The sequence below is a fragment of the Streptomyces sp. JLYT201 genome (genome assembly GCF_059448825.1).
Map to the genome: position 1 here is coordinate 2,005,193 of NZ_CM182551.1, position 24,484 is coordinate 2,029,676.

Consider the following 24,484-nt stretch of genomic DNA (forward strand, 5'->3'; position numbering starts at 1 on the left):
CGCATGAGCGCGACGTACGACAGGCTGGTCGACCTCCTGGTCGACCGTTTCGAGGTGGACCGCGCGGAGATCGGTCCCGACACCAAGTTCGAGGACCTCGACATGGACTCGCTGTTCCTGGTCGAGCTGCTCCTGGTGATCCAGTCCGAGTTCAAGGCCGACATCGCGGAGGACGCGGCGTCGCCGGGCGACACGATCGCCGCGGTCGCCGGTCTGATCGCGCGCGCGAGCGCCCCCGCGGCGTCGGCGACCACCGCAGAGCGAGCCTAGGACGGCCATGAGCACCCAGCAGTCGATCATCAACTACATCGCCGACGTCTGGCTCGACGGCGACGCCGAGGGGCTCGACGCGCAGCTCCCCATCGCCGAGCTGAACATCATCGACTCGGCCGGGATCTTCGAGCTCGTGCACTACCTCCAGACCGACTTCCGCATCACCGTGCCGCTGCGGGAGATCTCCCCGGCGAACTTCCGTACCGTCGACGCGATCGCCGCACTCGTCGACCGGCTGCGGGAGACGGCCAGGCCCGAGGGGGAGGCCGTGCGATGAGCGGCGTGCACCGGCAGATCGTGGACATCGTGGCCTCGCGGACGTTGTACGACCCGTCGTACCTGCTGCCCGAGAGCCACTTCGAGGCCGAACTCGGCATCGACTCCGTCCTCTTCGAGTCGATCCTCGCGGCGGTGCGGGAGCGCTTCGCCCTCGCCGCGGAGCTGCCCACCGGGCTCGCGACCATCCGGGAGCTCGTGCAGGCCGTCGAGGAGGCGCTCGCGGGCGCGGCGCCGCCCGCCGCGCCGCCCCCGGCCGACGCCACCGGCGACCCGCTCACCGAGGCCGTCGTGGGCGCCGCCATGCGCCACACCCAGTACAGCCGGGAACAGCTGCCCCTGGACGCCGACTTCGAGGGCGAGCTGGGCATCGACTCGGTGGTGCTCGCGTCCGTCGTCGCGGACAGCGCCCGCGACCTGGGCCTGCCCGACCACCTGGCGGGCACGGTCACGGCGCCCTCGCTGCGCGCCCTGATCGCCGAGCTGCGGCCCTTCCTCGACGGCGCGGCGGCGGCCCACGAAGAGGCGGCGGGGGCGGGCGGCGAACAGGCGGCGGGCGGCGAACGGACCGGCGACCGTGACGAACGTTCTCCCCAGTGGGACGAGCGCTCCATGAAGGACTTCGTGGAGGAGCGCGACCCCGACCTGTTCGCCAAGGCCCGCAGCTTCCGCTCCTACCTGCGCGGCCGCGAGGCCGAGCAGCTCTACTGGTACGGGATGCCGCTGCACTCCCGCTGCGGCAACCGGGCGCTCATCCTGGACGAACTCACCGGGCGCAAGCGCGAGTTCCTGATGTTCGCCTCCAACAACTACCTGGGGCTCGCCAACCACCCGCAGGTCGTCGAGGCGGTGTGCGACGCCACCCGCACCTTCGGCGCGACCCACACCGGATCGCGCTTCATCGGCGGCACGAACATGCTCCACAAGGAGCTGGAGCGACGCCTCGCCGCGTTCAAGGGCCGCCCGGCGTGCATCGTCTATCCCGGCGGGTACGCCGCGAACCTCGGCGCCATCTCGGCGCTGGTGAAGAGCTACGACACGCTGGTCGTCGACAAGCTCAACCACATGAGCATCGTCGACGGCGCCCGGCTCTCCGGCGGTGTCCGCAAGATCTACCAGCACAACGACATGGCGGACCTGGAGCGCATCCTCAAGCGGCGCGACGACCGCTCGGGCGGCGCGCTCATCGTCGCCGACGGCGTGTTCAGCATGCACGGCGACATCTGTGACCTGCCGCAGATCGTGCGTCTGGGCCAGGAGTACGGCGCCCGCGTCATGGTCGACGACGCGCACGCGACGGGCGTGCTCGGCGCGCGCGGCACCGGCACCGCCGAGCACTTCGGCCTCAAGGGCGAGGTCGACCTGGAGCTCGGCACGATGAGCAAGGCCCTCGCGGGCATGGGCGGCTTCGTCGTCGGTGAGCACGAGGTCATCGAGTACCTGCGGTACTACTCCCACTCCTACGTGTTCGCCGCCAACATCCCCGCGGGCGTCGCCGCCGGGCTCATCGCCGCGCTCGACGTCATCGAGGCCGAGCCGGGGCGCGTGGAGCTGCTGTGGTCCAACATCCGCTTTCTGCACCGGCGGCTCGTCGAGGCGGGCTTCGACCTGGAGAACACCGGGAGCGCGATCCTGCCGCTGGTCATCGGCGACGAGCGCACGGCCATGGAGATGGGCCGCGCGGTGCGGGCGCGCGGCCTGTTCTGCCAGACGGTGGTCTTCCCCGGGGTGCCGCTCGGCGACGCCCGGCTGCGGATCAGCGTCACCTGCGAGCACACGCGCGAGGACCTCCGGGCCGCGGCGGACATCTTCGTCGAGGCCGCCCGCGAGGTCGGCGTGCTGCCGTCGGCGGGGTGAGCGCGATGCCGACCGGGACCCGGGCCGCGCACACCGCCGAGCCCCCGCCGAGGGGCGACGGCGCGCTCGGTGACGTCGCCCTGATCCGCAAGCCGTGGCCGCTGGACGCCGAGCGGGCCGCGCGGCCCGCCTTCGTGGGCGCCCGGCCGCGTACCTACGGCGCGTTCGCGGCGCACGTCGCGGCCGTCGCCTCGGGCCTGCTCGGCCTCGGCGCGGCGGTCGGCGACCGGGTGGCGATCTGGCTGGACAAACAGCCGCGCTACGCGGAGGCCATCCTCGGCGCGCTGCACGCGGGCTGCGCGTACGTGCCGCTCGACGGCGGGCAGCCGGTGGCCCGCGTGGCGACGATCCTCGCGGACGCCGAGCCGGTGGCCCTCTTCACGGACCGCCGCCGCCTGGCCGCCCTGGGCGAGGGCCGGCTTCCGTCCTCGGTACGGGTGATCGTCCTCGCCGACGAGGAGGAGGACACTCTGGCGGAAGGGGCGGGCGAGGGCTCCGCACACACCTGGGCCGCCTTCACCGCGTCCGCCGCCGGGCACGTCGTGCTGCTGCCGCCGCTGGAGCGCGACGACCTCGCCGCGCTCCTCTACACCTCCGGCTCGACCGGCACGCCCAAGGGGGTGCGGATCAGCTACCGGAACCTGGCGGCCTTCATCCGCTGGGCCCGCGAGGAGCTGGCCGTCGGCCCCGGGGACGTCTTCGCGGGCCACGCCTCGTTCAACTTCGACCTGTCCACGTTCGACCTGTTCACGGCCCTGTCCGTGGGCGCGGCCGTGTGGATCGTGCCGGACGGGCAGACCCGTGACGTGGGCGCGCTCGCGGCGGGCATCCGCGAGCACGGCGTCACCGTGTGGTACTCGGTGCCGTCGGTCCTGCACCTCCTCACGGTGTCGGGCGCGCTCACCCCGGAGACCGTACGGAGCCTGCGGTACGTCCTGTTCGCGGGCGAGGTGTTCCCCATCGCCCAACTGCGGGCCCTTGCCGCGCTGTTGCCCGGCGAGGCCGTGCTCTACAACCTGTACGGGCCGACGGAGACGAACGTCTGCACCCGCCACCGCGTGCGCCCGGGCGATCTGTCCCGGCAGGAGCCCGTGCCCATCGGCACCCCGCTGCCCGGCGCTGCGGTGTCCGTCGTCGACGCCGACGGGCACCCCGTGACCGGCCCGGACGCGGTCGGCGAACTGATCGTCGAGGGCGACTGCGTCACGCCCGGCTACTGGCGCCGCGAGTCCGAGCCCGCCGCCGCCGAGCACCGCGGGGGCCGCCACGCCACCGGCGACCTGGTCAGCTACGACGGCGCGAGCCTCGTCTACCGCGGCCGCAAGGACCGCATGGTCAAGCTCGCCGGCTACCGCGTGGAGCTGGGCGAGATCGAGGCCGCGGTGCTGCGCCACCCCGGCGTCGCCCAGGCCGCCGTCGTCGCCGAGACCCGCGCCGGCGAGACCGGTGTCGCCCTGTACTTCACGCTCACCGGCGACACCCCGCGTCCCGGCCTCATCGAGCTGAAGCGGCACTGCGCCGAGCACCTGCCCCGCTACATGCTGCCGCGCACCGCCACCTGTCTCGACGAGCTGCCGCGCAACGCCAACGGCAAGACCGACTACCACCGCCTGGGCGGCGCCACGCCCGCGCCCGCCCCCGCCCGGCGGGCCGAGCCCGGCACCTGACCGGCGACCGACGGAGACGTACATGACCCAAGGCCCGACCGAGACTCCCCGGCACGGCGGCGCGGCACGGGCGCCCCGGCACCTGGTGGCGCTGGTGCGCGACCACGCCGCCCGCCGGCCGGACGCGCTCGCCTACCGCTTCGTCGAGGGCGCCGACGCCACCGCGACGGCGTGGACGTACCGCGAACTCGACCTGCGTGCCCGCCGCGTCGCCGCCCTGCTCCAGGCCGAGGGCCTCACCGGCGCGCCGGTGCTGCTGCTCCACCCGCCCGGCCTCGGCTATCTCGCGGGGTTCCTCGGCTGTCTGTACGCGGGGGCCTACGCCGTGCCCGCCTATCCCCCGGACACGCGCCGCTTCGGCCAGACCACGGCCCGGCTCGCGGCCATCGCGCGGGATGCGCGGGCCACGCACGCGCTGACCACGGGCGACCTCGCGCGCCTCGCGGACGAGCGCAGGGCCGAGCTGGCCGGACTCGGGCTCGGCGGGCTGCGCTGGCTGGCCACGGGCGGGCCCGGCACGGCGGACGGCACCGGCGGGGCGCCCGGCGCGGACGACTGGCGCGAGCCCGGACTCGGCAGTGACTCGCTGGCGTTCCTCCAGTACACCTCCGGGTCGACGTCCGCGCCCAAGGGCGTGATGGTCAGCCACGGCAATCTCCTTCACAACCTCGACGCCATCCACCGCAGGCTGGAGCACGACGAGCACTCGGCGATGGTGTCCTGGCTGCCGCCGTACCACGACATGGGCCTGATCGGCGGCATCCTGTCGCCGCTGTACGGCGGCTTCCCCGCGCATCTGATGGCGCCGATGTCCTTCGTGCGCAAGCCGCTGCTCTGGCTGCGGACGCTCTCCGACACCCGGGCGTCCACCAGCGTCGCCCCCAACTTCGGCTTCGAGGCGTGCGTCCGCCGCGTCACCGACGAGGAGCGCGCCGGGCTCGACCTGAGCCACTGGCGCCTTGCCCTGAACGGGGCGGAGCCGGTGCGCGCCGACACCCTCGACCGCTTCGCCGAGCGGTTCGCGCCGTGCGGGTTCCGGCGCGCCGCGCTGCTGCCCTGCTACGGGCTCGCCGAGGCCACGTTGATGGTGACCGGCGTGCGCGCCCACGAGCCGCCCGCCGTCGGCACGTTCGACGCGGCGGCGCTCGGCGCGGGCACCGCCGTCCCCGCGGACGGCGGCCGCGTCACCCGGGTCGTCGGGTGCGGCCCCGCCGTCGACGGACTGGACGTGGCGGTCGTGGACGCCGCGACGCGGCGCCGGATCACGACCGACGGCACCGTCGGCGAGATCTGGATCGCGGGCGGCAGCGTGGCCCGGGGCTACTGGCGGCGCCCGGAGGCGACCGAGGAGACGTTCCGGGCGCGCCTCGCGGACGAGGGCGACACGCCGTATCTGCGCACCGGCGACCTCGGCTTCACGTCCGCCGGGCAGCTGCACGTGGTCGGCCGCACCAAGGACGTGGTCATCGTGCAGGGCCGCAACCACTACCCGCACGACGTCGAACTCACCGTGGAGCGGGCCGACCCGGCGATCCGCGCGGGCTGCGGCGCCGCGTTCGCCGTGGAGGTCGACGGCGCCGAGCAGCTCGTGGTCGCGTACGAGATCGACGGCAGGCGCGCCGCGGACGCGCCGGGGCTGCTCGCCCGGCTGCGCACCGCGATCGCCGAGGAGCACGAGGTCGCGCCGCACGCGGTGCTGCTGCTCAAGCGGTCGACCGTGCCCAAGACCACCAGCGGGAAGATCCAGCGGCAGGCGTGCCGGCGGGACTTCCTCGGGCTCGGCCTGAAGGTCGTGGCGGCGAGCGTGGCTCGCGAGGCGCGCCCGAAGGAGCACGGGGAAAGGCGTGCCGGGACGCCACGGCCCCGCGGGCCGCGGACGGTCCAGCACGTCCTGGAGGTCCTGCACGGCCACGGCGCCGACACGTCCGGCGCCACGGAGCGCGGGTTCGCCGAGGCGGGGCTCGACTACCTCCGACTCCTCGACGCCGTACGGGCCTTGGAGGCGCGGTACGACACCGTGCTGCCCGTCGGGGAGCTGCTCGCCCGGCCCCGGGTCGGCACGCTCGTCGAGCTGCTCGCGGACGCGGCGCGCCCGGACGAGGCCTGGGCGTCCGACGCGGTCGAGGCGTGGCTGACCGCGCGGGTCGCCGAGCGTCTCGGGCTCGCGGCGGGCGCGGTGGACCCCACGCGGCCCCTCGCCTCGCTCGGCCTGGACTCCCGGCAGGCCGTGGCCGTCCTCGCCGAGCTCGGCGCGCGCACCGGCCGGGAGATCCCCGCGTCCGTGGTCTTCGACCATCCGACGATCCGCGCGATCGCGGCCCACCTCGCGGCCACCCGGGCCACGGCCGCGGTCGACGGCGGCACGCCCGAGGACCGGGCCGCGCACGAGCCCGTGGCGGTCGTCGGCATCGGCTGCCGCTTCCCCGGCGCCCCCGACCCGGACAGCTTCGGGCGGCTCCTGCGCGACGGCCGGGACGCCGTCACCGAGGTGCCGCGGGACCGCTGGGACGCCGAGCGGGTCGCCGCGCCGGGGTTCGGCGGGTTCCTGGACGGCGTGGCGGAGTTCGACGCGCGCTTCTTCGGCGTGTCGGCGCGCGAGGCGGTCCGCATGGACCCCCAGCAGCGGCTCCTGCTCGAAGTGGCCTGGCAGACCCTGGAGGACGCGGGCCTGGACCCGACGTCCCTCGCGGGCAGCGCCACCGGCGTGTTCGCGGGCCTCAGCAGCCACGACTACAGCGAGCTCCAGATGGGCCGCCTGGACACCGTCGACGTGCACGGCGCCACCGGCAACGCGCACGCCGTCGCCGCCAACCGCCTGTCGTACGTCCTCGATCTGCGCGGCCCGAGCCTCGCCCTGGACACCGCGTGCTCGTCGTCCCTGACGGCGGTGCACCTGGCCTGCGACAGCCTGCGCAGGGGCGAGTGCTCCCTGGCGCTCGCGGGCGGCGTGAACCTGATGCTCACGCCCGGCCTCTCGGTGGCGTTCGCGGACGGCGGCATGCTCGCCGCCGACGGCCGCTGCCGCACCTTCGACGACGCGGCGGACGGCTACGTGCGCGGCGAGGGCGCGGGCCTGGTGCTGCTCAAACCGCTGTCCGCCGCCCTCGCGGACGGCGACCGCGTGTACGCGGTGATCAAGGGCTCGGCGACCGGGCACGGCGGCCGCAGCAACGGCCTGACCGCGCCCAGGGGCTCGGCGCAGCGCGCGGTGATCGAACAGGCCCTGGCCCGCGCCGGGCTGAGCGGCAAGGAGGTCGACTACGTCGAGGCGCACGGCACCGGCACCCCGCTCGGCGACCCCGTGGAGTGGGAGGGCCTCGCGGGCGCGTACGGCATGGGCCGCCCGGACGGCGCGCGCTGCCTGGTCGGCTCGGTGAAGACCAACATCGGGCACCTGGAGGCGGCCGCGGGCATCGCGGGCCTGATCAAGGCGGTGCTCGTGGTGCGCGACCGCGAGGTGCCGCCGACGCTGCACCTGCGCACGCCGAACCGGCACCTGGACCGGGCGGGGGCGGGGCTGCACGTGCCGACGCGCCGGACGCCCCTCGCGGCCCGGGGTCCGGTGCGGGCCGCGGTCAGCTCCTTCGGGTTCGGCGGCGCGAACGCGCACGTCGTCCTGGAGTCGCCGCCCGAGCCCGCCCCGGCCGTGCGGACGCCGCCCGCGCGGCCGGTGCACGCCCTGTGTCTGTCCGGCCACACGCCGAGCGCCCTGACGGCGCTGGCCCGGGCGTGGCGCACCCATCTCGCCGCCCACCCCGACACACCGGTGGGCGACCTGTGCCGGGCGGCGCACACCGGCCGCGCACAGCTCGCGCACCGCGCGGTCGTCCTCGGCGGCTCCGCCGCGGCCCTCGACTCCGGCCTCGACGCCCTGGCGCGGGGCGAGGCGGCGCGGGGCGTGGTGCGCGGGACGGCCCCGCACGGCCCGGCACCCAAGGTCGCGTTCCTGTTCACCGGGCAGGGCACGCAGTACCCGGGCATGGGCAGGGGCCTCTACGACACGCACGCCGCCTTCGCCCGCGCCATCGACCGCGCGGACCGCGTGCTGCGGCCCGAACTGGGCGTGCCGCTCCAGGAGTTGCTGTTCGACACCGCCGCGGAGGCCGCCTCGGGGGTGGCCCCGGACACCGCCACGGGCACGGCCTCGGGGATCGCCTCGGCCACGGGCATGGCCCGGGGGACCGCCTCGGACGTCACCTGCGACGCCGTCGTGGACCCGGCCGAGCGGCTGCGGTCCACACGGTACTGCCAGCCCGCCCTGGTGGCCCTGGAGGTGGCGCTCGCCGAGCTGTGGATGTCGGTCGGCGTGCGGCCCGCCGCCGTCCTCGGGCACAGCGTCGGCGCGTACGCCGCCGCCTGCGTGTCCGGCGCGCTCTCCTTCGAGGACGCCCTCATGCTCGCCGCGGTGCGCGGACGCCTGATGGCCGAGCAGCCCGGGGACGGCGCGATGATCGCCTGTGTCGGGGACGCGGACACGGTCCGGGCGGTGGCCGACGGCCTGGGCTCCGTGGCGGTGGCCGCCGTCAACTCCCCCACCCACCTGGTTCTTTCCGGCGATCGCGAGCAGATCGAGCGGGCGGGCGCGGCCCTGCGGGAGCGGTCGGTCACGGTCAGGCCGCTCGCCGTGTCGCACGCCTTCCACTCGCCGCTGATGGCGGGCGCCGCGGAGCCGCTGCGGACGGCCGCGCGGGCGGTGCGGTTCGCCGAGCCCGCCATCCCCTGGGTGTCGGACGCCACCGGCCGGCTCGTGGGGCGGGTCGACGCCGACGCCCTGGTGGAACACCTCCTGGGCACCGTGCGGTTCGCCGACGGCTGCGCGACGCTGCGCGGCCTCGGCTGCACCGCCTTCGTGGAGGTCGGCCCGCATCCGGCGCTGCTCGGCCTGGCCCGGGCCACGGCGCCCGCGGCCCCCGCCGACGCCGAGCGGCCCCCGCTGTGGCTGCCGTCGCTGCGCCGCCCCGCCTCCGGGACGGCGACGGGCTCGGCTTCGGATTCGGCTTCGGGCCCAGCTTCGGAACCGGCCTCGGGCTCGGCCTCGGGCGACTGGGAGACCCTGCTCCAGTCCCTCGGCCGACTGCACTGCGCGGGCGGCGCGGTGGACTGGGCGGCGCTCGACGAGGGCTACCGCGGGCCCCGGGTGCCGGTGCCGCACGCGGTCCTGGAGCGGGAGCCGTACTGGTTCACGCCACCGGTGGCCGCGCCCGGGGCACCCTCGACACCCGACGCGACCGAAGCGACCGAAGCGTCCAAGGCATCCGAAGCGTCCGAAGCATCCGGGACCGCGACGCCCGAGCCGGTGCCGACGCCCGAGCCGGTGCCGCCATCCCGCTCGGCGACGGCAGCCGCGCCCGGAGCGGAGACAGCTCCCCTCCCCACACCCCGGCGCGCACCGTCCCTCCCGCACGCCCCGTCCTCCACCCGGCACGAGGTCGTCGCGCACGTGGCCCGCGTCTGCGGGTACGACGCCCGCCGGATCCCCAGTGACGCGCGGCTCGGCACGGACCTCGGCTTCGACTCGCTGATGCGCCAGGAGCTGGAGCGCGCGCTCGCGCGGCGGTTCCCCGACCGGCTCAACGGCAACCGCGAGCGGCTCCCCGACGACCCGACCGTCGGCCAGCTGGTGGACCTGCTCGACGGGGCCGCGCCGACGCCCGCCGCGCCGGGGCCCGCCGCCCAGCCGCTCGCCCCCGCCGCCCAGGCCGCTCCCGACCCGGCCGTGCCCGAGGAGGGCGTACCCGAAGAAGCCGTGCCCGACGAAGCCCCCGCCCCCGCACCCGTCCGCCAGGAGCGCGTCTTCGAGGAGTGGCCCGAGTACGCCGAACTCCAGGGCAGACTGCGGCAGGCCACGGCCGACGGGGCGAACCCGTACGGCCGTACGCACGAGGGGTTCAACGGCGGCCGGGCGCGCGTGCACGGCGAGTCCGTCCTGAACTTCTCCGCCTTCAACTACCTCGCCCTGTCCCACCATCCGCGCGTCCGCGCCGCCGCGAAGGCCGCCGTCGACCGCTACGGCACGTCGTGCTCGGCGACGCCGCTGCTGTTCGGCGAGACGCCGCTGCACCACGCGCTCGACGCCGAGATCGCCTCGTTCCTCGGCACCGAGGCGGCCGTCGTCTTCGCGGGCGGGCACGCCACGAACGTGGCGACGATCGGGCACCTCCTCGGCCCCGAGGACCTGATCCTGCACGACGAGTGGATCCACGACAGCGCGGTGCGCGGCAGCGTCCTGTCCGGCGCGCGGCGCAGGCCCTTCCCGCACAACGACTGGCGCGCCCTGGACCGCGCGCTCGGCGCGGCGCGCGGCCGGGCCCGGCGCGCCCTGGTCCTGGTCGAAGGTGCCTACAGCCAGGACGGCGACCTGCCGGACCTGCCGAAGTTCATCGACGTCAAGCGGCGGCACGGCGCCCTCCTGATGGTCGACGAGGCCCACTCGATCGGCGTGCTCGGCCGCACCGGCCGGGGCATCGGCGAGTACTTCGGCGTGGACCGCGCCGACGTCGACCTGTGGATGGGCACCCTCAGCAAGGCGATCGGCAGCCTCGGCGGCTATGTGGCGGCGCGGCACCCGCTGGTGGAGTACCTGAAGTTCACGGCCCCGCTGCACATCTTCAGCACCGGCATCTCGCCCGCCAGCACGGCCGCCGCCCTGGAGGCGATCCGCGTCATCCGGGCCGAGCCGGAGCGCGTGGCCCGCCTGCGGGGGCTCGCCGAGCACTTCCGGGACTCGGCGCGCGCCCGCGGCCTCGACATCGGCGTGTCGCGCGCCTCGGCGGTGGTGCCGGTCGTCATCGGCGGCTGGGAGGAGACCATGGCGCTCTCCAACGCGCTGCTCCGCCTCGGCGTGAACGTCATGCCGATCGGCCATCCGGCCGTCCCGCGCGACGCCTGCCGTCTGCGCTTCTTCATCAACGCCGACCACACCCAAGGCGAACTCGACCGCGCCCTCGACCTGTTGGGACGAGCCATGGCAGAGCAGCAGCACCCTCAGAAGACCTCCCGCACCGGTGCGGGAGCGGCATCGGGGACGTCGTCGGAACCGGCCTCTCCGGCGGCGTCCCCCGCTGTCGGGAGCCCGGCCGCGCCGGGCCCGGCCGCACCCCCCGACGTGCTCGTCGCCGGAGCGAGCGGATTCATCGGCGGGCACCTCACGCGCCGCCTCGTCGAGCGCGGCCACCGGGTCCGGGCCCTGGTCCGCGAGGGCAGCGACCGCTCCGGGTTCGCCGACGCGGACGCCGAGTCGGTCGAGGTGGTCACCGGCGACCTCACCGACCCGGACAGCCTGCGCCGCGCGGCCGCCGGGGTCCGGCACGTCTACAACTGCACGGGCCTGTCGGCGGACTGGGGGCCGTGGGCGCACTTCCAACGGGTCAACGTCGACGGCAGCCGCAACCTCGTGGAGGCCGCCGCGCACGCGGGCACCGTCGAGCGGTTCCTGCACGTCAGCACCACCGACGTGTACGGCTACCCGGTGCGGCCCGGCGACGAGAGCACGCCGCCGCGCGACATCGGCCTGCCGTACAACCGCAGCAAGCTGCTCGGCGAGCAGGCCGTGCGCGAGGCCGCGGCGCGCGCCCTGCTGCCGCTGACCGTGGTACGGCCGGTCAGCGTGTACGGGCCGCGCAGCAAGGACTTCGTCGTGGAGATCGCGACGCTGCTCCTGAGCCGCCAGATGGTCTACATCCGCGGCGGCGACGTCCCGGCGGGCCTGTTGTACGTGGGCAACGCCGCCGACGCGATGATCGCCGCCTGCGCCGCCGACGCCGCCGCGGGGCGGACGTACAACCTGCGCGACCCCGACCGCACCACGTGGCGCGCCTACATCGAGGCCCTCGCGCGCGGCCTCGGCGTCAAGCCGCCCGCGCTGAGCCTGCCCGCGCCGGTGGCGCGGGGCGTCGCGGCCCTGTCGGAGGGGGTGTACGGGGCGCTGCGGCTGAAGGCGCGGCCGGTGCTCACCCGGCACGCGGTGCACCTCTTCGACCGCGACCAGTCGTACGCCATCGACCGCGCCCGCGACGACTTCGGCTTCAAGAGCGAGGTGGGCTTCGAGGAGGGCGTGCGGCTCACGCTCGCCTGGCTCGACTCGCCCGAGGGCCGCGCCCACGTCACCCGTTGACCACCGCTGTGCGAGAGGACCCCGTTCCCGTGCATCTGACCGAGCGGCACGCGGCCCGTGACTGGTTCCCCGGGCCCGGCCCCGCCCCGGCCGCCGGGGCGCCGCGGCTGATCTGCTTCCCGTACGCGGGCGGCACGGCCTCCGCGTACCGCGACTGGCCCGCGCTGCTGGGGGCGCCCGTGGTGGCGGTGCAGCCGCCCGGGCGCGGTCTGCGGCTGCGCGAGCCGCCGTACGCGGACCTGGACGCGCTGGTGTCCGACGTGACGGAGGCGCTGCTCACGGCCGGACTCGTGCGCGACTACGTGCTGTTCGGGCACAGCATGGGGGCCCTCGTCGCGTACGAGGTGGCGTGCGCGCTGCGCGAGCGCGGCGCACCCGGGCCGCGCCACCTGTTCGTGTCCGGCAGCCGGGCCCCGCACCTGTACGCCGACCGCGCCGACCACGCCCTCGGCGACGAGGACCTGCGCAGGCTCGTCCACGACCTGGGCGCGCTCGCGCCCGGGGACCGGGTCGCGGGCGCCTATCTGGAGCGCAGGCTCCCGGTCCTGCGCGCCGACCTCACGGCCTGCGAGCGCTACCGGTGGCGGCCGCGCCGCCCCCTCGGCTGCCCGATGACCGCGTACTCCGCCGTCGGCGACGCGCTCGCGCCCGCGCCGCACGTCGAGGCGTGGCGCCCGTACACCCGTGCCTCGCTGCTGCGCCGGCACGTGGCGGGCGGCCACTTCTTCCTCAACGGCCCCGGACGCCGCCCCCTCCTGCGCGACCTGCGCGCCGAACTCACCCGCACCACCGAGGAGATGGAACCCCCATGGACCTACTGAGCCTGGCCAAGGCCGTCAAAGACCGGGCGCAGGAGCCCCTCACGGACGTGCTCGCGGCGGCGCGGATCGTCACGGACCCCCGCGTGCCGCTGCTGCTCGTGCTCAACCGCACGCTGTTCACGCCGCTGTACCGGGCGTCGTTCCTCGCGGCGGCCGCGGGCTCGGGCGTGCTCCAGTGCCTCGCGGTGCGCCCCTGCGACCTGGAGAGCATCGCCGAGCGCGTCGGCTGCGGCCCGGAGCCCGAGGACCGGCAGCGGCTGCGCGCGTGGCTGGAGATCGGCGTGCGCCTCGGCGAGCTGCGCACGAAGGAGGGCTGCTACCTGCTGCGCAGCCGCACCGCCAAGGCCCTCGCACAGGTCGCCAACGACCCCGTGGCGGCGGCCCTTGAGGAGCTCCTGCGCTTCCACGTGCCCGCCCTGCGCGACGCCCCGCGCATGCTCGCGGACGGCGGCCGCTTCACCCTGTCCGACCAGGACGGCCTGGTCATCGCCCGCTCCTCGCTCGTGGTGCGCGGCTTCGTCGAGGAGGCCGTCACCCGCACGCTGCCGCGCACCACTCCGGTGCGCCTGCTCGAAGTGGGCTGCGGCAGCGGCGCGTACGTCCGCCACGCGGCCGGGCTCAACCCGCGCCTCACCGCGCTCGCGGTCGACCTCCAGGGCGAGGTCGCCGAGCGGGCCGCGAAGAACATGGCGCAGTGGGGCCTCGCCGACCGCGTCGAGACCCGCCAGGGCGATGTGCGCACCCTCGACCTCCAGCCGCAGTTCGACGTGGTGACCCTGCACAACAACATCTACTACTTCCCGGCCGAGGAGCGTGCCGAGGTCCTCGCCCGGGTCCGCTCCTTCCTGGCCCCGGGCGGCACGCTGCTGCTCACCTCGTCCTGCCGGGGCGGCCGCACGCTCGGCATCGAGGTGCTCAACCTGTGGTTCGAGTACGCCTCGTTCGGCGGGCCGCTGCCGCGCGAGGACGAGCTGCTCGGCCAGCTGCGCGACGCCGGGTTCGACGACGTGCGGGCCACGGGTGTGCTGCCCGGCCAGCCGTTCCGCGTGTTCACCGGCGTCAACGCGCGCCCGGGCCCGGCCGGCGCCCGCCCGGCCTCCCCCGCCCCGCTCCCGTCGACCGCCGAGGAGGCCACGTCATGACCACGAAGGCCACGCACGACGCGCGCGAGACGGCCGAGGCGTCGGCGGTGCCGCCCCAGGAGGCGGCCGCCGGCCTCGTCGCCGTCATCGGCGGCCCGCACACCGCGGCCCCGCAGGACCTCGGCGGCAAGGGCGCCCGGCTCGACGAGCTGACCCGGGCGGGTCTGCCGGTGCCGCCCGCGTTCTGCCTCACCACCGGCCTGTTCGACCTGTTCCTGCGCGAGAGCGGCCTCGGTGCCGAGCTGCGCGCCGCCGAGGCCAGGGGCGAACCCCCCGCCCGCTTGCGGGAGTCGGTGCTCGCCCGGGACATCCCTGAGTCCCTCGCGCGCACCATCGTGGCCGCGTACGACGCGCTCGGCCGCCCGCGCGTCGCGGTGCGTTCGTCGGCGGTGCGCGAGGACTCCGCCACGCGGTCCTTCGCGGGCCAGCACGACACGGTCCTCGACGTGGCGGGCGACGCGGCGCTGCTCGACGCCGTCAAGGTCTGCTGGGCCTCGCTGTGGTCGGACCGCGCGGCGGCCTACCGCTCGGGTCCGGGTCCTGTCGGCTCGATCGCCGTGGTCGTCCAGGAGATGGTGAACGCGGACGTCAGCGGCGTGCTCTTCACCGTCGACCCGATCGGCGGCAGGCCCAACCGCCTGGTGGTGGAGGCCTGTTGCGGGCTCGGCGAGGGCCTGGTGTCGGGGCGGGTCTCCAGCGACTTCTTCGTGGTGGACGACCGCAGCCTGGACGTCGTCGAGGAACGGGTGCGCTACAAGGTCACCAAGTGCGCCCCCCTCGCACCGGGCCGCATCGGCATGACGAAGGTGGACGCCGCCGAGCGGGACGCGCCCTGTCTGACCCACGAGCAGCTGACCGCCCTGGCCCGGCTCGCCCTGGAGGTGCGCGAGCACTACGGCAGCGAGCAGGACATCGAGTGGGCGCTGCGCGACGGCACCCTGCGGCTGCTCCAGGCCCGGCCGATCACCACCCGGGCGCGGCCCGACGCGGCCGAGGGCGCCCGCAGCCCGTATCTGCCGCGGCACTGGCGGGAGCAGTCGGCGGAGGTCCGGCAGGGCACGCTGTGGTCGCGCATGGACATCGGCGAGATCTTCGTGGGCCTGATGTCGCCGCTCGGCCTGAGCTTCGCCCGCTACTACCAGGACCATGTGCACGGCGACTGCGCGCGGGCCCTCGGCGTGCGCGACGTCGGCGACGTCGGCCTGCACATGGGCTACTTCCAGGGCCATGTGTATCTGAACATCTCCTACACCGCGTATCTGCTCGGCCAGGCCGTGCCGACGCGCGACCAGCGCCACTTCACCCGCCGCTTCGTCAGCGAGGAGGTCGACCTCGCGACGTACGCCAACCCCTTCGGGACCTTCCCCGGCGGCATGGAGGACCTCCTTTCGACCGTGCACTGGCTGCGCGAGACGGCGCGCGAGATGGTGGTGATGAAGGGCCGCGCCCGTGCGATGGTGGACACGCGCCTGTACGAGTTCGACCGCGCCCGGCGCCTGGACCTGACCCGGATGTCCCGCCGCGAGCTGCACGCCGAACTCACCCGCTACCTGGACTACTTCCACGACGCGCACGTCGGCTACATGCCGTACTACATCAACGCGTTCGGGTTCTACGGCATCCTCACCGAGCTGTGCGCGAAGTGGCTCGGCGCGGCGGGCGACAACCTCCAGAACCGCATCAAGACCGATATGTCGAGCCTGCGCACGGTGGCGTCGGCGCAGGAGATCTGGGGCGTGGCGCAGGCCGCCAAGGCCAGGCCGCGCGTCATGGAGATCATCGAGGGCGCGCCCCTGGAGGAGGTCGCGGACCGGCTGCGCGCGGACGCCGAGGGGCGGGTGTTCTGGGAGACGCAGATGGAGCCGTTCCTGCGCGCCAACGGCACCCGGGGCCGGCAGGAGATGGAGCTGACCCACCAGCGCTGGATCGACGACCCCTCGTACCTCTTCCAGATGATCCGCCGCTACGCCGCCGACGGGTTCACGGCCGACGACATCATGGGCCGCAGCCGGGCACGCCAGGAGGGCGACGTCCGTGCGGTGCTGGGCGACCTGCCGCTGCCGCAGCGCAAGACGCTTGAGGGCCTGATCTCGATGTACGCGCTCTGCAGCGAGCTGCGCGAGACCACCCGCATGTCGATGATCACCTCGATCTGGCTGGTCAGGAACGTGGTGTACGAGGTGGGGCGGCGGCTCGTCGACGAGGGCGTGCTGCACTGTCTCGACGAGGTCGCGCACCTGGACTTCGAGGACGTGCGCCGGTACGTGGCGGGCGAGTTGTCGCAGCACGAGGCGTTCTCGCGGGAGGCCGTCGAGGAGCGGCGGCGCGTGCACGAGTACCACAACCGGCTGCCGGAGCCGCCGCTGACGTTCGTCGGCGAGTACGACAGCACGCGCGCGGCGCGCCCGGTGAAGGACGGGGCGCGCCTCACGGGGCTCGGCTCGTCGCCGGGGCGGATCGTGGGCCGGGCCCGGATCGTGGAGGACCTGGTGTGGCAGGCCGACGAGTTCCAGGCGGGCGAGATCCTCGTGACCCGGCACACCGACGCGTCCTGGACGCCGCTGTTCGCCATCGCGGGCGGCGTGGTCACCGACATCGGATCGATGCTCTCGCACAGCTCCATCGTGTCCCGCGAGTTCAACGTGCCCTCGGTGGTCAACACCAAGCACGCCACACAAGTGATCAACACCGGCGACATGGTCATGGTCGACGGCGACACCGGGGTCGTCGAGATCGTCGAGGGCTGAGCGGGCCGAGCGCCCACCGGCTCCGCGCGGACGACGGCCCGCGCGCAACCAGAGAGGAAAGCGAGAGGCGACCAGATGATCCCGAACCAGTGGTATCCGATCCTGCGGACCAAGGACGTCAAGCGCGACGCCCCGACGGGTGTGAAGCGCCTGGGCGAGGAGCTCGTGCTCTGGCGCGACCTCAGCGGCACGCTGGTGTGCCAGTCGGCGCGCTGCCCGCACAAGGGGGCGAACCTGTCCGACGGTCGCGTCGTCGGCAACTCCCTCGCCTGCCCCTACCACGGCTTCCGCTACGACGCGGGCGGCGCCTGCCGGCTCATCCCGGCCCTCGGCACGGAGGGCCGCATCCCGGCGTCCCTGCGGATCGACACCTACGAGGTGCGCGAGAAGTACGGCCTGGTGTGGCTGTGGTGGGGCGAGAAGCGCGAGGAGCTGCCGGACATCGAGCTGCCGCACGAACTCGCCGAGCACCCCAGGCCGTACGAGACGATCACCTGGAGCAGGCCGGTCCACTACACCCGCTACATCGAGAGCCTGCTGGAGTTCTACCACGTGACGTTCGTGCACCGGGACCACTGGGCGAACATCATCGACTACACGTTCATGTACGGCAGTTGGCGCAAGCTCTGGACCGACGGACGCGAGCGCTACATCGCCGCCAACAAGATCGTGAACCATCGCGTGGACGTGGAGGGCACGATCATCCGGTCCACCTTCGACCAGTGCGAGGAGGGCAACCCCTCCAACATCTGGCACTTCGACCTCATCTACCAGGCGCCCTGTATGACCCACGTCCGCCAGGGCCTGTTGGAGGTCACCACCTGGCTCACGCCCATCGACGAGGAGAACACCCAGGCCATCATGCGCCTGTGGGAGTATCCGCTGCTCAAGCGGATGGTGCCGGTCAAGGCGCTGCGGCCGCTGATCCTCAAGGCCTCGCTCCAGATGGAGAAGTACGTCCAGGACCAGCAGGACAACGACATCATGGCGCGCCAGGAGCCGAAGGTCAGCGAGCGCGGCGTCAACAAGCTCATCGCGCCGGACGAGATGAACGCCAAGTACCTCCAGATGCGGGACCGGCTGAAGGCGGAGGCCCGCGCGGACGCGGAGGCACGGGCGGCACAGCGGGCCCGGGAGGCCGCCGCGGACCCGGCGGCGCCCGCCCCGACGGCGGGCGGCAACGCGACCTCCCCTGCGCACGGGACCTCCGCCACGAACGGGGCCTCCCCCGCGAACGGGACCTCCGCCACGAACGGGAGCTCCCCCGGGCAGACCCCGGCGGCCGCGCGGCCGAAGAAGGCGGCGGCCCGCGCGGGAGGCGTCAGCGAGAGCGCGCCCTGACCCGGGCGCGCGCCCGGCGCCCCGGCGCGGCGTGCGCCCCGGGGCCCAGTGTCACGACGTCGCCACCCGCAGCGGCGCCACGTCGGCGGGGGCCTGCTCGCCGTCCTCGCCGAGGTCGTCCCACCACTGCGGGCCGTCCTCGATGTGGCGCAGCAGGACGCCCTCGCGCAGCGCCCAGGGGCACACGGCGGCCGACTTGAGGCCCATGAGCTTCATCGCCGTGTGCCCGACCACCGCGCCGGCCAGGCTCTGCCCGGCCCGCGGCGCCGAGATGCCGGGCAGCTGCGCCCGCTCGGCGGCGGGCAGCAGGGCGAGGCGGTCCCGCGCCTGGCGCAGGCGCGAGCGGTACAGCGTCCTGCTCACGAACGGGCCGTGCCGCCCGGGGGCCTCGCCGGTCAGCCGGGCCAGCTGCTGGAACGTCCGCGACGTGGCCACGGCGGTGTGCGGGCCCTCCCAGCGGACCCGGGCCGCCACGTCTCGCAGCTGGTGGCGCACCCGGCGCCGCAGTGCCTTGACGGCCTCCTCGGTCGGCGGTGCGTCGGCGGGGAAGAACTCGTGGGTGAGCCGGAGCGCGCCGAGCGGCACCGACACCGCGAAGTCCGGCAGGCGCCCCCGGCCGAAGGCCACTTCGAGGGAGCCGCCGCCGATGTCGATGAGCACGAGGGGACCGGCCCGCCAGCCCAGCCAGCGCCGGGCGCCGAGGAACGTCAGCTCGGCCTCCAGCTCCCCTGGCAGCGTGCGCAGCCACACGCCGGTGCGCGTACCGACGGTCCGCAGCACCTCGCGGCGGTTCGGCGCGTCGCGCACGACGGCCGTCGCGAAGGCCAGGGGGCGCCCGGCGCCCCACCGTTCGGCGGTCGCGGACGCGGCCGTCACGGCCCTGGCCAGTCTCCGTACGCTCTCGTCGCCGAGCGGCCCGCCGGGCTCCACCTCCTCGCCGAGGCGCAGCTTCCACTTGGCTGTGTGCACGGGCAGCGGCGCACCGCTGCCCGTGTCCACGACCACGAGCCGCGCCGTGCGCGACCCCACATCCAGCACGCTCACTCGCATGAACGCTCAGTACCCCCTGCGCACTGCCGCACGCTCACGGTTCCGGCCACACCTGGCATATGCCGCTCCCCCTTGTCGTCCGGTGCCTAGCGTAGGTCCATGACTTCAGCCACCCCACCGCCCGTTCCCGTGCACGATCTGGTGCTGCGCCGCGGCCGCGTCCTGGACCCGGAGAGCGGCTTCGACGCCGTGGCCGACGTCGGGGTGACGGGACGGTCGATCTCCGCCGTCTCCACCGAACCGCTGACGGGGCATCAGGTCCTCGACGTGGCGGGCCTCGTCGTGGCGCCCGGCTTCATCGATCTGCACAGCCACTCGCACACCGTCGCGGGCCACCGCCTCCAGGCGCTCGACGGGGTGACCACCGCCCTGGAGCTCGAACTCGGGCTCTCGCCCGTCGGCGAAGCCTACCGCCTGGCAGCGACCGAGGGGCGGCCTCTCAACTACGGCTTCTCCGCGTCCTGGGCGCAGGCCCGCATGGCGGCCGTGGGCGGCCTCCCGCACGGCGGCGGCGCCCTGGCGGCCCTCGCGCACCTGGGCGCCGCGGCCTGGCAGCGCCAGGCGACCCGGGCCCAGGAGGACGCGCTGCTCGGCCTGTTGGAGCGCGATCTGGCCGACGGAGCACTTGGCATCGGCCTCATCGTGGGGTACGCGCCGCGTGTGCGGCCCGAGGAGTACCTGGCGGTGTCCCGGCTCGCCGCGGCCGCCGGGGTGCCCACGTACACGCACGCGCGCGGCCTCGTGGAGACGGATCCGCTGACGCCCGTCGACGGCGCCGAGGAGATCGCCCGCGCGGCGGGCGAGACGGGTGTGCACGCCCACTACTGCCATGTGCCGTCCACCTCGCACCGGCACGCGGACCGCGTCCTCGCCGTCCTGGAGCGCGCCAGGGCCGAGGGCGCGCGCGTGTCCACGGAGGCCTATCCGTACGGCGCGGGCATGACGGCCATCGGCGCCGCGTTCCTCGACCCGGGCGCGGTCGCCGCCTCCGGGCGCGAGGTGGCGGACATCGTGCACGCCGCCACCGGCGAGCGCGTGCGCGACCTCGACCGGCTCCGGGAGCTGCGGGCCGCCGACCCCGGGGCGCTGGTCTTCCTGCACTTCCTGGACGAGTCCGACGCCCGCGACCGGGCGTTCCTCGACCGGGCCCTGCTGGATCCGCACACGGTGGTCGGCTCCGACGCGATGCCGCTGACCTGGACGGACCCGGCGGCCGACCCGCTGGTGTGGCCGCTGCCGCCCGGCGCCGCGATCACACATCCGCGCACCGCGGGCACCTTCTCCAAAATGCTGCGCCGGTACGTGCGCGACCTCGGGGCCCTGAGCCTGCCGGACGCCGTCGCCCGGGCGAGCCTGCTGCCCGCGCGCGTCCTGGAGGCGGGGGTGCCCGCGCTGCGCAGGAAGGGCCGGGTCCGGGCCGGGTGCGACGCCGACCTCGTCGTCTTCGACCCCGACGCGGTCAGCGACCGGGCGACGTACGCCGACAGCACCCGGCCGTCGACGGGCCACGCCCACGTCCTGGTCGGCGGCACCCCCGTCGTCCGGCACGGCGAACTCCTGCCGGACGCGCTGCCGGGACGCCCGGTGCGCCGCTGACCGTACGCCGCGACGCTCTAGCGGCCGTGGCCGGTCAGGGACAGGAAGACGTCGTCCAGGTCGGGGGTGTGCACGGTGAGCGCCTCCGCCTGGATGCCGGAACCCTCCAGGACGTCCAGGACCGCGCGCAGCACGGGAATCCGGCCGTCGCTCGACACCTGGAGCGTGAGCTCGTCGTCGTCCCGCGTGACCGTGCTCAGCGCGAGCCGGTCGGTGGCGGCGTCCAGCTGCCGGATGTCGGTGAAGCGCAGCCGGATGTGCCCACCGGGGATGCGGCGCTTGAGCTCTTCGGCCGTGCCCTCCGCGACGATCTTCCCGCCGTCGAGCACCGCGATGCGGTCGGCCAGCTGATCGGCCTCTTCCAGGTACTGCGTCGTCAGGAAGACGGTGGTGCCGCCCGCGGCCAGATCGCGGATCAGGTCCCACAGCACGCGGCGGCCGCGCGGGTCGAGGCCGGTCGTGGGCTCGTCGAGGAAGACCACGCTCGGGCGGCCGACCAGCGTCATCGCCAGGTTCAGCTTGCGGCGCGTCCGGCCGCACAGCGACGCCGCGCGCGTGCGCCGGACCTCCGACAGACCGAAGCGCTCCAGGAGTTCGGCGGTACGGCGTTTGCCCTCGGCCCGGTCCAGGTGCAGCAGGTCCGCCATGAGGAGCAGGTTCTCCTCCGCCGTCAGGAGCCGGTCCACCGCCGCGTACTGATCCGTCACACCGATCTCGGCGCGCACCGCGTGCGGGGCCCGCCGCAGGGAGTGTCCGGCGACCGTGGCCCGGCCCCCGTCGGCGCAGGTCAGGGTGGAGAGGATGCGCACGGTGGTCGTCTTGCCCGCACCGTTCGGACCGAGCAGCGCGAAGATCGTGCCGGGCATGACGTCCAGGTCGATCCCGTCGAGCACGACCTTGCCGCCGTACGCCTTGCGCAGCCCTTGAGCCGTGATGCCCTGGGGCTGCCCGGTCGTTCGGATGGTGGCGGTCATGGTGCCCCTGCTCGTTCCCTTCGGTGCTTCACGGTCGTTCGCCGCGCGCGGCGGGCCGCCGGGCCGCCGCGCGGCGCCCTCCCTCGCCCCGGCCGGGAGGGGCGGGCCCTTGAGGTCGCCGACCTGCTCGGCGGGCGTAGGGGCTGCGGACGCATACCGGCATCATGCTACGACCGTGGCGCCACGACGAGCCACCGTGGCGCCATCTTCGTTCCGGCAGTGGACGCCCCGCGCCGACGCCGGGGCCGCATGCCGGACACCGCTGTCCCGGCCACCAGGACAAGATCGCGTCGGCGCGTCCCGCACCCCCGGATCACATCGACTCAACGGGGCAAAGGAATGGGCGACTTGACTCCGGGCGCGCTACCGGGGGCGCTGCGGCCGGGCACTCGACAGCAGGAGCCGCTCACACTCCCCTCCGCGCGCACCCCTCCCCGACAGGTCGTTGGCGCCATGCTGACGCCATCACAAACCGAACTGGCGCACGGGCGGTGCCACGTTCGCGCCAACCCGCCCCTCCACCGCTCAAGGCAGGCAGTAAGGACGGCGAACAGAACACCCGCGGAGCACGTCGCCGCCCCAGGCCGCATCGGGAAGCCCCGCACCGAGAACGGAAACAGCAGGCACGACTCCGCCCTGATGATGCCCTTTTGTCGGAAATGAAGCGGAGGACAGCGTTCGGAATCAGCCACCCCAGAGGGTCCCGGCCGGGACACCACTTGAATGGCGCCACTCCTGTGCCATCATGGCATCATGAACTTCACGCCATACGTCGATGATTTTCGGCACGGGTTCGTCTTCGCAGCGGACGCGGGCGGGGAAGGAGGGTGGACCCCCGGCGGAAAGCGCCGTACGGCACCGGACTCGCCCGCGCCGCACGCCGAGGACCTCGCCTGGCACCACCGCCCGTCCGAACCGCCGCCGGGCACGCCGCCCCGCGGGATCCCCCTCGGCCTGCTCAGCGCGGCCCTCTCCGGCGGCTACATCCGCCTCCAGCTCTCCAGCCCCGGCGACCTGGACGCGGCCGCCGCCCTGTTCGACTGCGCCGTGCCCGACCACGAGGTGCTCGCCCTCCAAGTGCCCGGCGACGGCACCGCGGCCACGCTGCGCGCCGTCCTGGGCGTGCTCGACGAGGCGGGCATCGAGATCACCGCGATCACGGTGCACACGCCCGGCCTCGGTGAGGTCGCCTCCACCTTCCTGGACCCCGAGGATCCGGGCCGCTAGCTCCGGCGCCGCGCTCAGCCCGTCGTGAGCAGCGGCAGCGTCCGTGGCCCCACCACCTCCGGCGTCGTCTGGAAGACCGGCGGGCGGCGCGGGTCGGTGCGCAGCCCGGGGAAGCGTTCCAGCAGGATCTCCAGGGCGATCCGCGCCTCGAACCGGGCCAGCGGCGCGCCCAGACAGAAGTGGATGCCGCGGCCGAAGCCCAAGTGCGGGTTGGGGTCGCGCTCCGGCCGGAAGCCGTGCGGGTCGGCGAAGACGCGCGCGTCCCGGTTCGCCGCGCCGAGCCACAGCGCGACGACCTGCCCCGCGGGCAGCCGCCGCCCGCCGAGCTCCACCGCGCGCGTGGTCGCCCGGTAGAAGATCGAGAAGGGCGGCAGCAGCCGCATCGCCTCCTCGATCACCCCGGGGACGAGGGACCGGTCCGCCCGCACCCGCTCCTTGACCCCCCGGTGGGCGTCCAGGCAGAGCACCGCGTTGCCCAGCAGTATCGTCGTCGTGATGTGCCCGGCGACGAGCAGCAGTTGGGCGAAGTTGCCGAGGGCCGCCGCACTCAGCCGCTCCCCGTCCACCTCGGCCTGCACGAGCGCGGTCAGCAGGTCGTCCTGCGGGCGCCGCCTGCGCTCCTCGGCGTGCGTACCGAAGTACGCGCTCATGCGCGCCGACAGGTCGAGGACCGCCCTGACCATGTCTTCGGTCTCCGCCGTGCCGCCGGCCGCCGCCACCTCGGTGCGGGCGAGCAGCTCCTCGGCCCACTGCCGGAACAGCTCCCGGTCCTCGCCCGGCACCCCGAGGAGCTCGGCGATGACGGTCACCGGCAGCGGGTGGGCGAGGTCCGCGACGAGGTCCATCGCCGGGCCGCCCCCGACCCGGTCGAGCAGCTCGTGGGTGAGGGCGCCGATCCGCGGCCCGAGCCCGGCCACGAGCCGGGGCGTGAAGGCGCGGCTGACGATCCTGCGCAGCTTGCGGTGCTCGGGCGGGTCCAGCTGCGTGAGCATGCCGCCGCGCTCGTACTCCGGCGCGTCGGGCGCGAAGTGGCGTACGACGTCGGACGAGTAGGCACCGGGGTCGGCGAAGACGTCGACGGCCTCCCGGTGGCCGTAGACGTTCCAGACGCCGAGCCGCTCGTCGAACTCCACGGCCCGCGCGGGCTCCTGCCCGCGCAGCCAGAAGTGCAGGGGGTGCGCTTTCCACTCGTCGACGAGCAGGGCGAGCGGCGAGGAGCACGTTGAGTGATACGTCATGAAAAATCACCTGTTTCAGATCGCGCGCGGTCCGGAGCGCGCGGAGGCACGGGGCGCGGTCGGGCACCGCGGGGCATGAGGGGTGGCGATGACGGGAGATGAGGGGGGCGATGACTCGCGAAGCCTCAGGCCGACGAGGCCGAGGGGACGGGCCGGGCGGAC

General features: G+C 74.7%; 14 protein-coding genes. 11 read left to right on the forward strand and 3 right to left on the reverse strand.

The window, feature by feature from the left end; all coding sequences use genetic code 11:
* The first annotated feature begins 3 nt into the window (after window positions 1-3).
* From AC5WAM_RS07840 to AC5WAM_RS07880, 9 genes are all read left to right on the forward strand, one after another.
* The gene (locus AC5WAM_RS07840) at window positions 4-270 is read left to right on the forward strand and encodes an acyl carrier protein (protein ID WP_366793263.1); all 267 of its coding nucleotides are present in this window, start codon (window positions 4-6) and stop codon (window positions 268-270) included.
* A gap of 7 nt (window positions 271-277) precedes the next feature.
* A complete protein-coding gene (locus AC5WAM_RS07845) occupies window positions 278-550 on the forward strand; it encodes an acyl carrier protein (protein WP_366793262.1) in 273 nt (90 codons plus the stop codon).
* Window positions 547-2,406 (forward strand): aminotransferase class I/II-fold pyridoxal phosphate-dependent enzyme, encoded by a 1,860-nt coding sequence (locus tag AC5WAM_RS07850; protein ID WP_495522097.1) that lies wholly within the window; start codon window positions 547-549, stop codon window positions 2,404-2,406. The genes AC5WAM_RS07845 and AC5WAM_RS07850 overlap by 4 nt, the downstream gene beginning before the upstream one ends.
* Window positions 2,407-2,411: 5 nt before the next feature.
* Window positions 2,412-4,073 (forward strand): amino acid adenylation domain-containing protein, encoded by a 1,662-nt coding sequence (locus AC5WAM_RS07855; protein WP_495522098.1) that lies wholly within the window; start codon window positions 2,412-2,414, stop codon window positions 4,071-4,073.
* 22 nt (window positions 4,074-4,095) lie between these two features.
* On the forward strand, window positions 4,096-12,186 hold the full coding sequence (locus tag AC5WAM_RS07860) for an aminotransferase class I/II-fold pyridoxal phosphate-dependent enzyme (protein WP_495522099.1): 8,091 nt from the start codon (window positions 4,096-4,098) through the stop codon (window positions 12,184-12,186).
* Window positions 12,187-12,215: 29 nt separating this feature from the next.
* Window positions 12,216-13,007 carry a thioesterase II family protein gene (locus AC5WAM_RS07865; RefSeq protein WP_495522100.1) on the forward strand — a complete coding sequence of 264 codons (792 nt, stop codon included), beginning with the start codon at window positions 12,216-12,218 and terminating at the stop codon, window positions 13,005-13,007.
* Window positions 12,995-14,149 carry an SAM-dependent methyltransferase gene (locus AC5WAM_RS07870; RefSeq protein WP_495522101.1) on the forward strand — a complete coding sequence of 385 codons (1,155 nt, stop codon included), beginning with the start codon at window positions 12,995-12,997 and terminating at the stop codon, window positions 14,147-14,149. Before AC5WAM_RS07865 ends, AC5WAM_RS07870 begins: the two co-directional genes overlap by 13 nt.
* The gene (redH, locus tag AC5WAM_RS07875) at window positions 14,146-16,896 is read left to right on the forward strand and encodes an undecylprodigiosin ligase RedH (protein ID WP_495522102.1); all 2,751 of its coding nucleotides are present in this window, start codon (window positions 14,146-14,148) and stop codon (window positions 16,894-16,896) included. Before AC5WAM_RS07870 ends, redH begins: the two co-directional genes overlap by 4 nt.
* Window positions 16,897-16,971: 75 nt before the next feature.
* Window positions 16,972-18,237, forward strand: a complete 1,266-nt coding sequence (locus AC5WAM_RS07880; RefSeq protein WP_495522103.1) for a Rieske 2Fe-2S domain-containing protein — start codon at window positions 16,972-16,974, stop codon at window positions 18,235-18,237.
* A 51-nt stretch (window positions 18,238-18,288) separates the two neighbouring features.
* Here AC5WAM_RS07880 and AC5WAM_RS07885 read toward each other — a convergent pair whose 3' ends face one another.
* A complete protein-coding gene (locus AC5WAM_RS07885; protein WP_495522104.1) occupies window positions 18,289-19,287 on the reverse strand; it encodes a Ppx/GppA family phosphatase in 999 nt (332 codons plus the stop codon).
* A 99-nt stretch (window positions 19,288-19,386) separates the two neighbouring features.
* On the opposite strand from AC5WAM_RS07885, the gene AC5WAM_RS07890 reads away from it, so the two are divergent.
* A complete protein-coding gene (locus AC5WAM_RS07890) occupies window positions 19,387-20,883 on the forward strand; it encodes an amidohydrolase family protein (RefSeq protein ID WP_495522105.1) in 1,497 nt (498 codons plus the stop codon).
* Between the two features lie 17 nt (window positions 20,884-20,900).
* Here the strand turns inward: AC5WAM_RS07890 and AC5WAM_RS07895 are convergent, their stop codons facing one another.
* Entirely contained in the window at window positions 20,901-21,857 is a 957-nt protein-coding gene (locus AC5WAM_RS07895) for an ATP-binding cassette domain-containing protein (RefSeq protein ID WP_495522106.1), read from the reverse strand.
* A 753-nt stretch (window positions 21,858-22,610) separates the two neighbouring features.
* On the opposite strand from AC5WAM_RS07895, the gene AC5WAM_RS07900 reads away from it, so the two are divergent.
* Window positions 22,611-23,084 (forward strand): hypothetical protein, encoded by a 474-nt coding sequence (locus tag AC5WAM_RS07900; protein WP_495522107.1) that lies wholly within the window; start codon window positions 22,611-22,613, stop codon window positions 23,082-23,084.
* A gap of 14 nt (window positions 23,085-23,098) precedes the next feature.
* On the opposite strand, the gene AC5WAM_RS07905 is transcribed toward AC5WAM_RS07900, so the two are convergent.
* On the reverse strand, window positions 23,099-24,322 hold the full coding sequence (locus tag AC5WAM_RS07905; protein ID WP_495522108.1) for a cytochrome P450: 1,224 nt from the start codon (window positions 24,320-24,322) through the stop codon (window positions 23,099-23,101).
* Window positions 24,323-24,484: the final 162 nt, after the last annotated feature.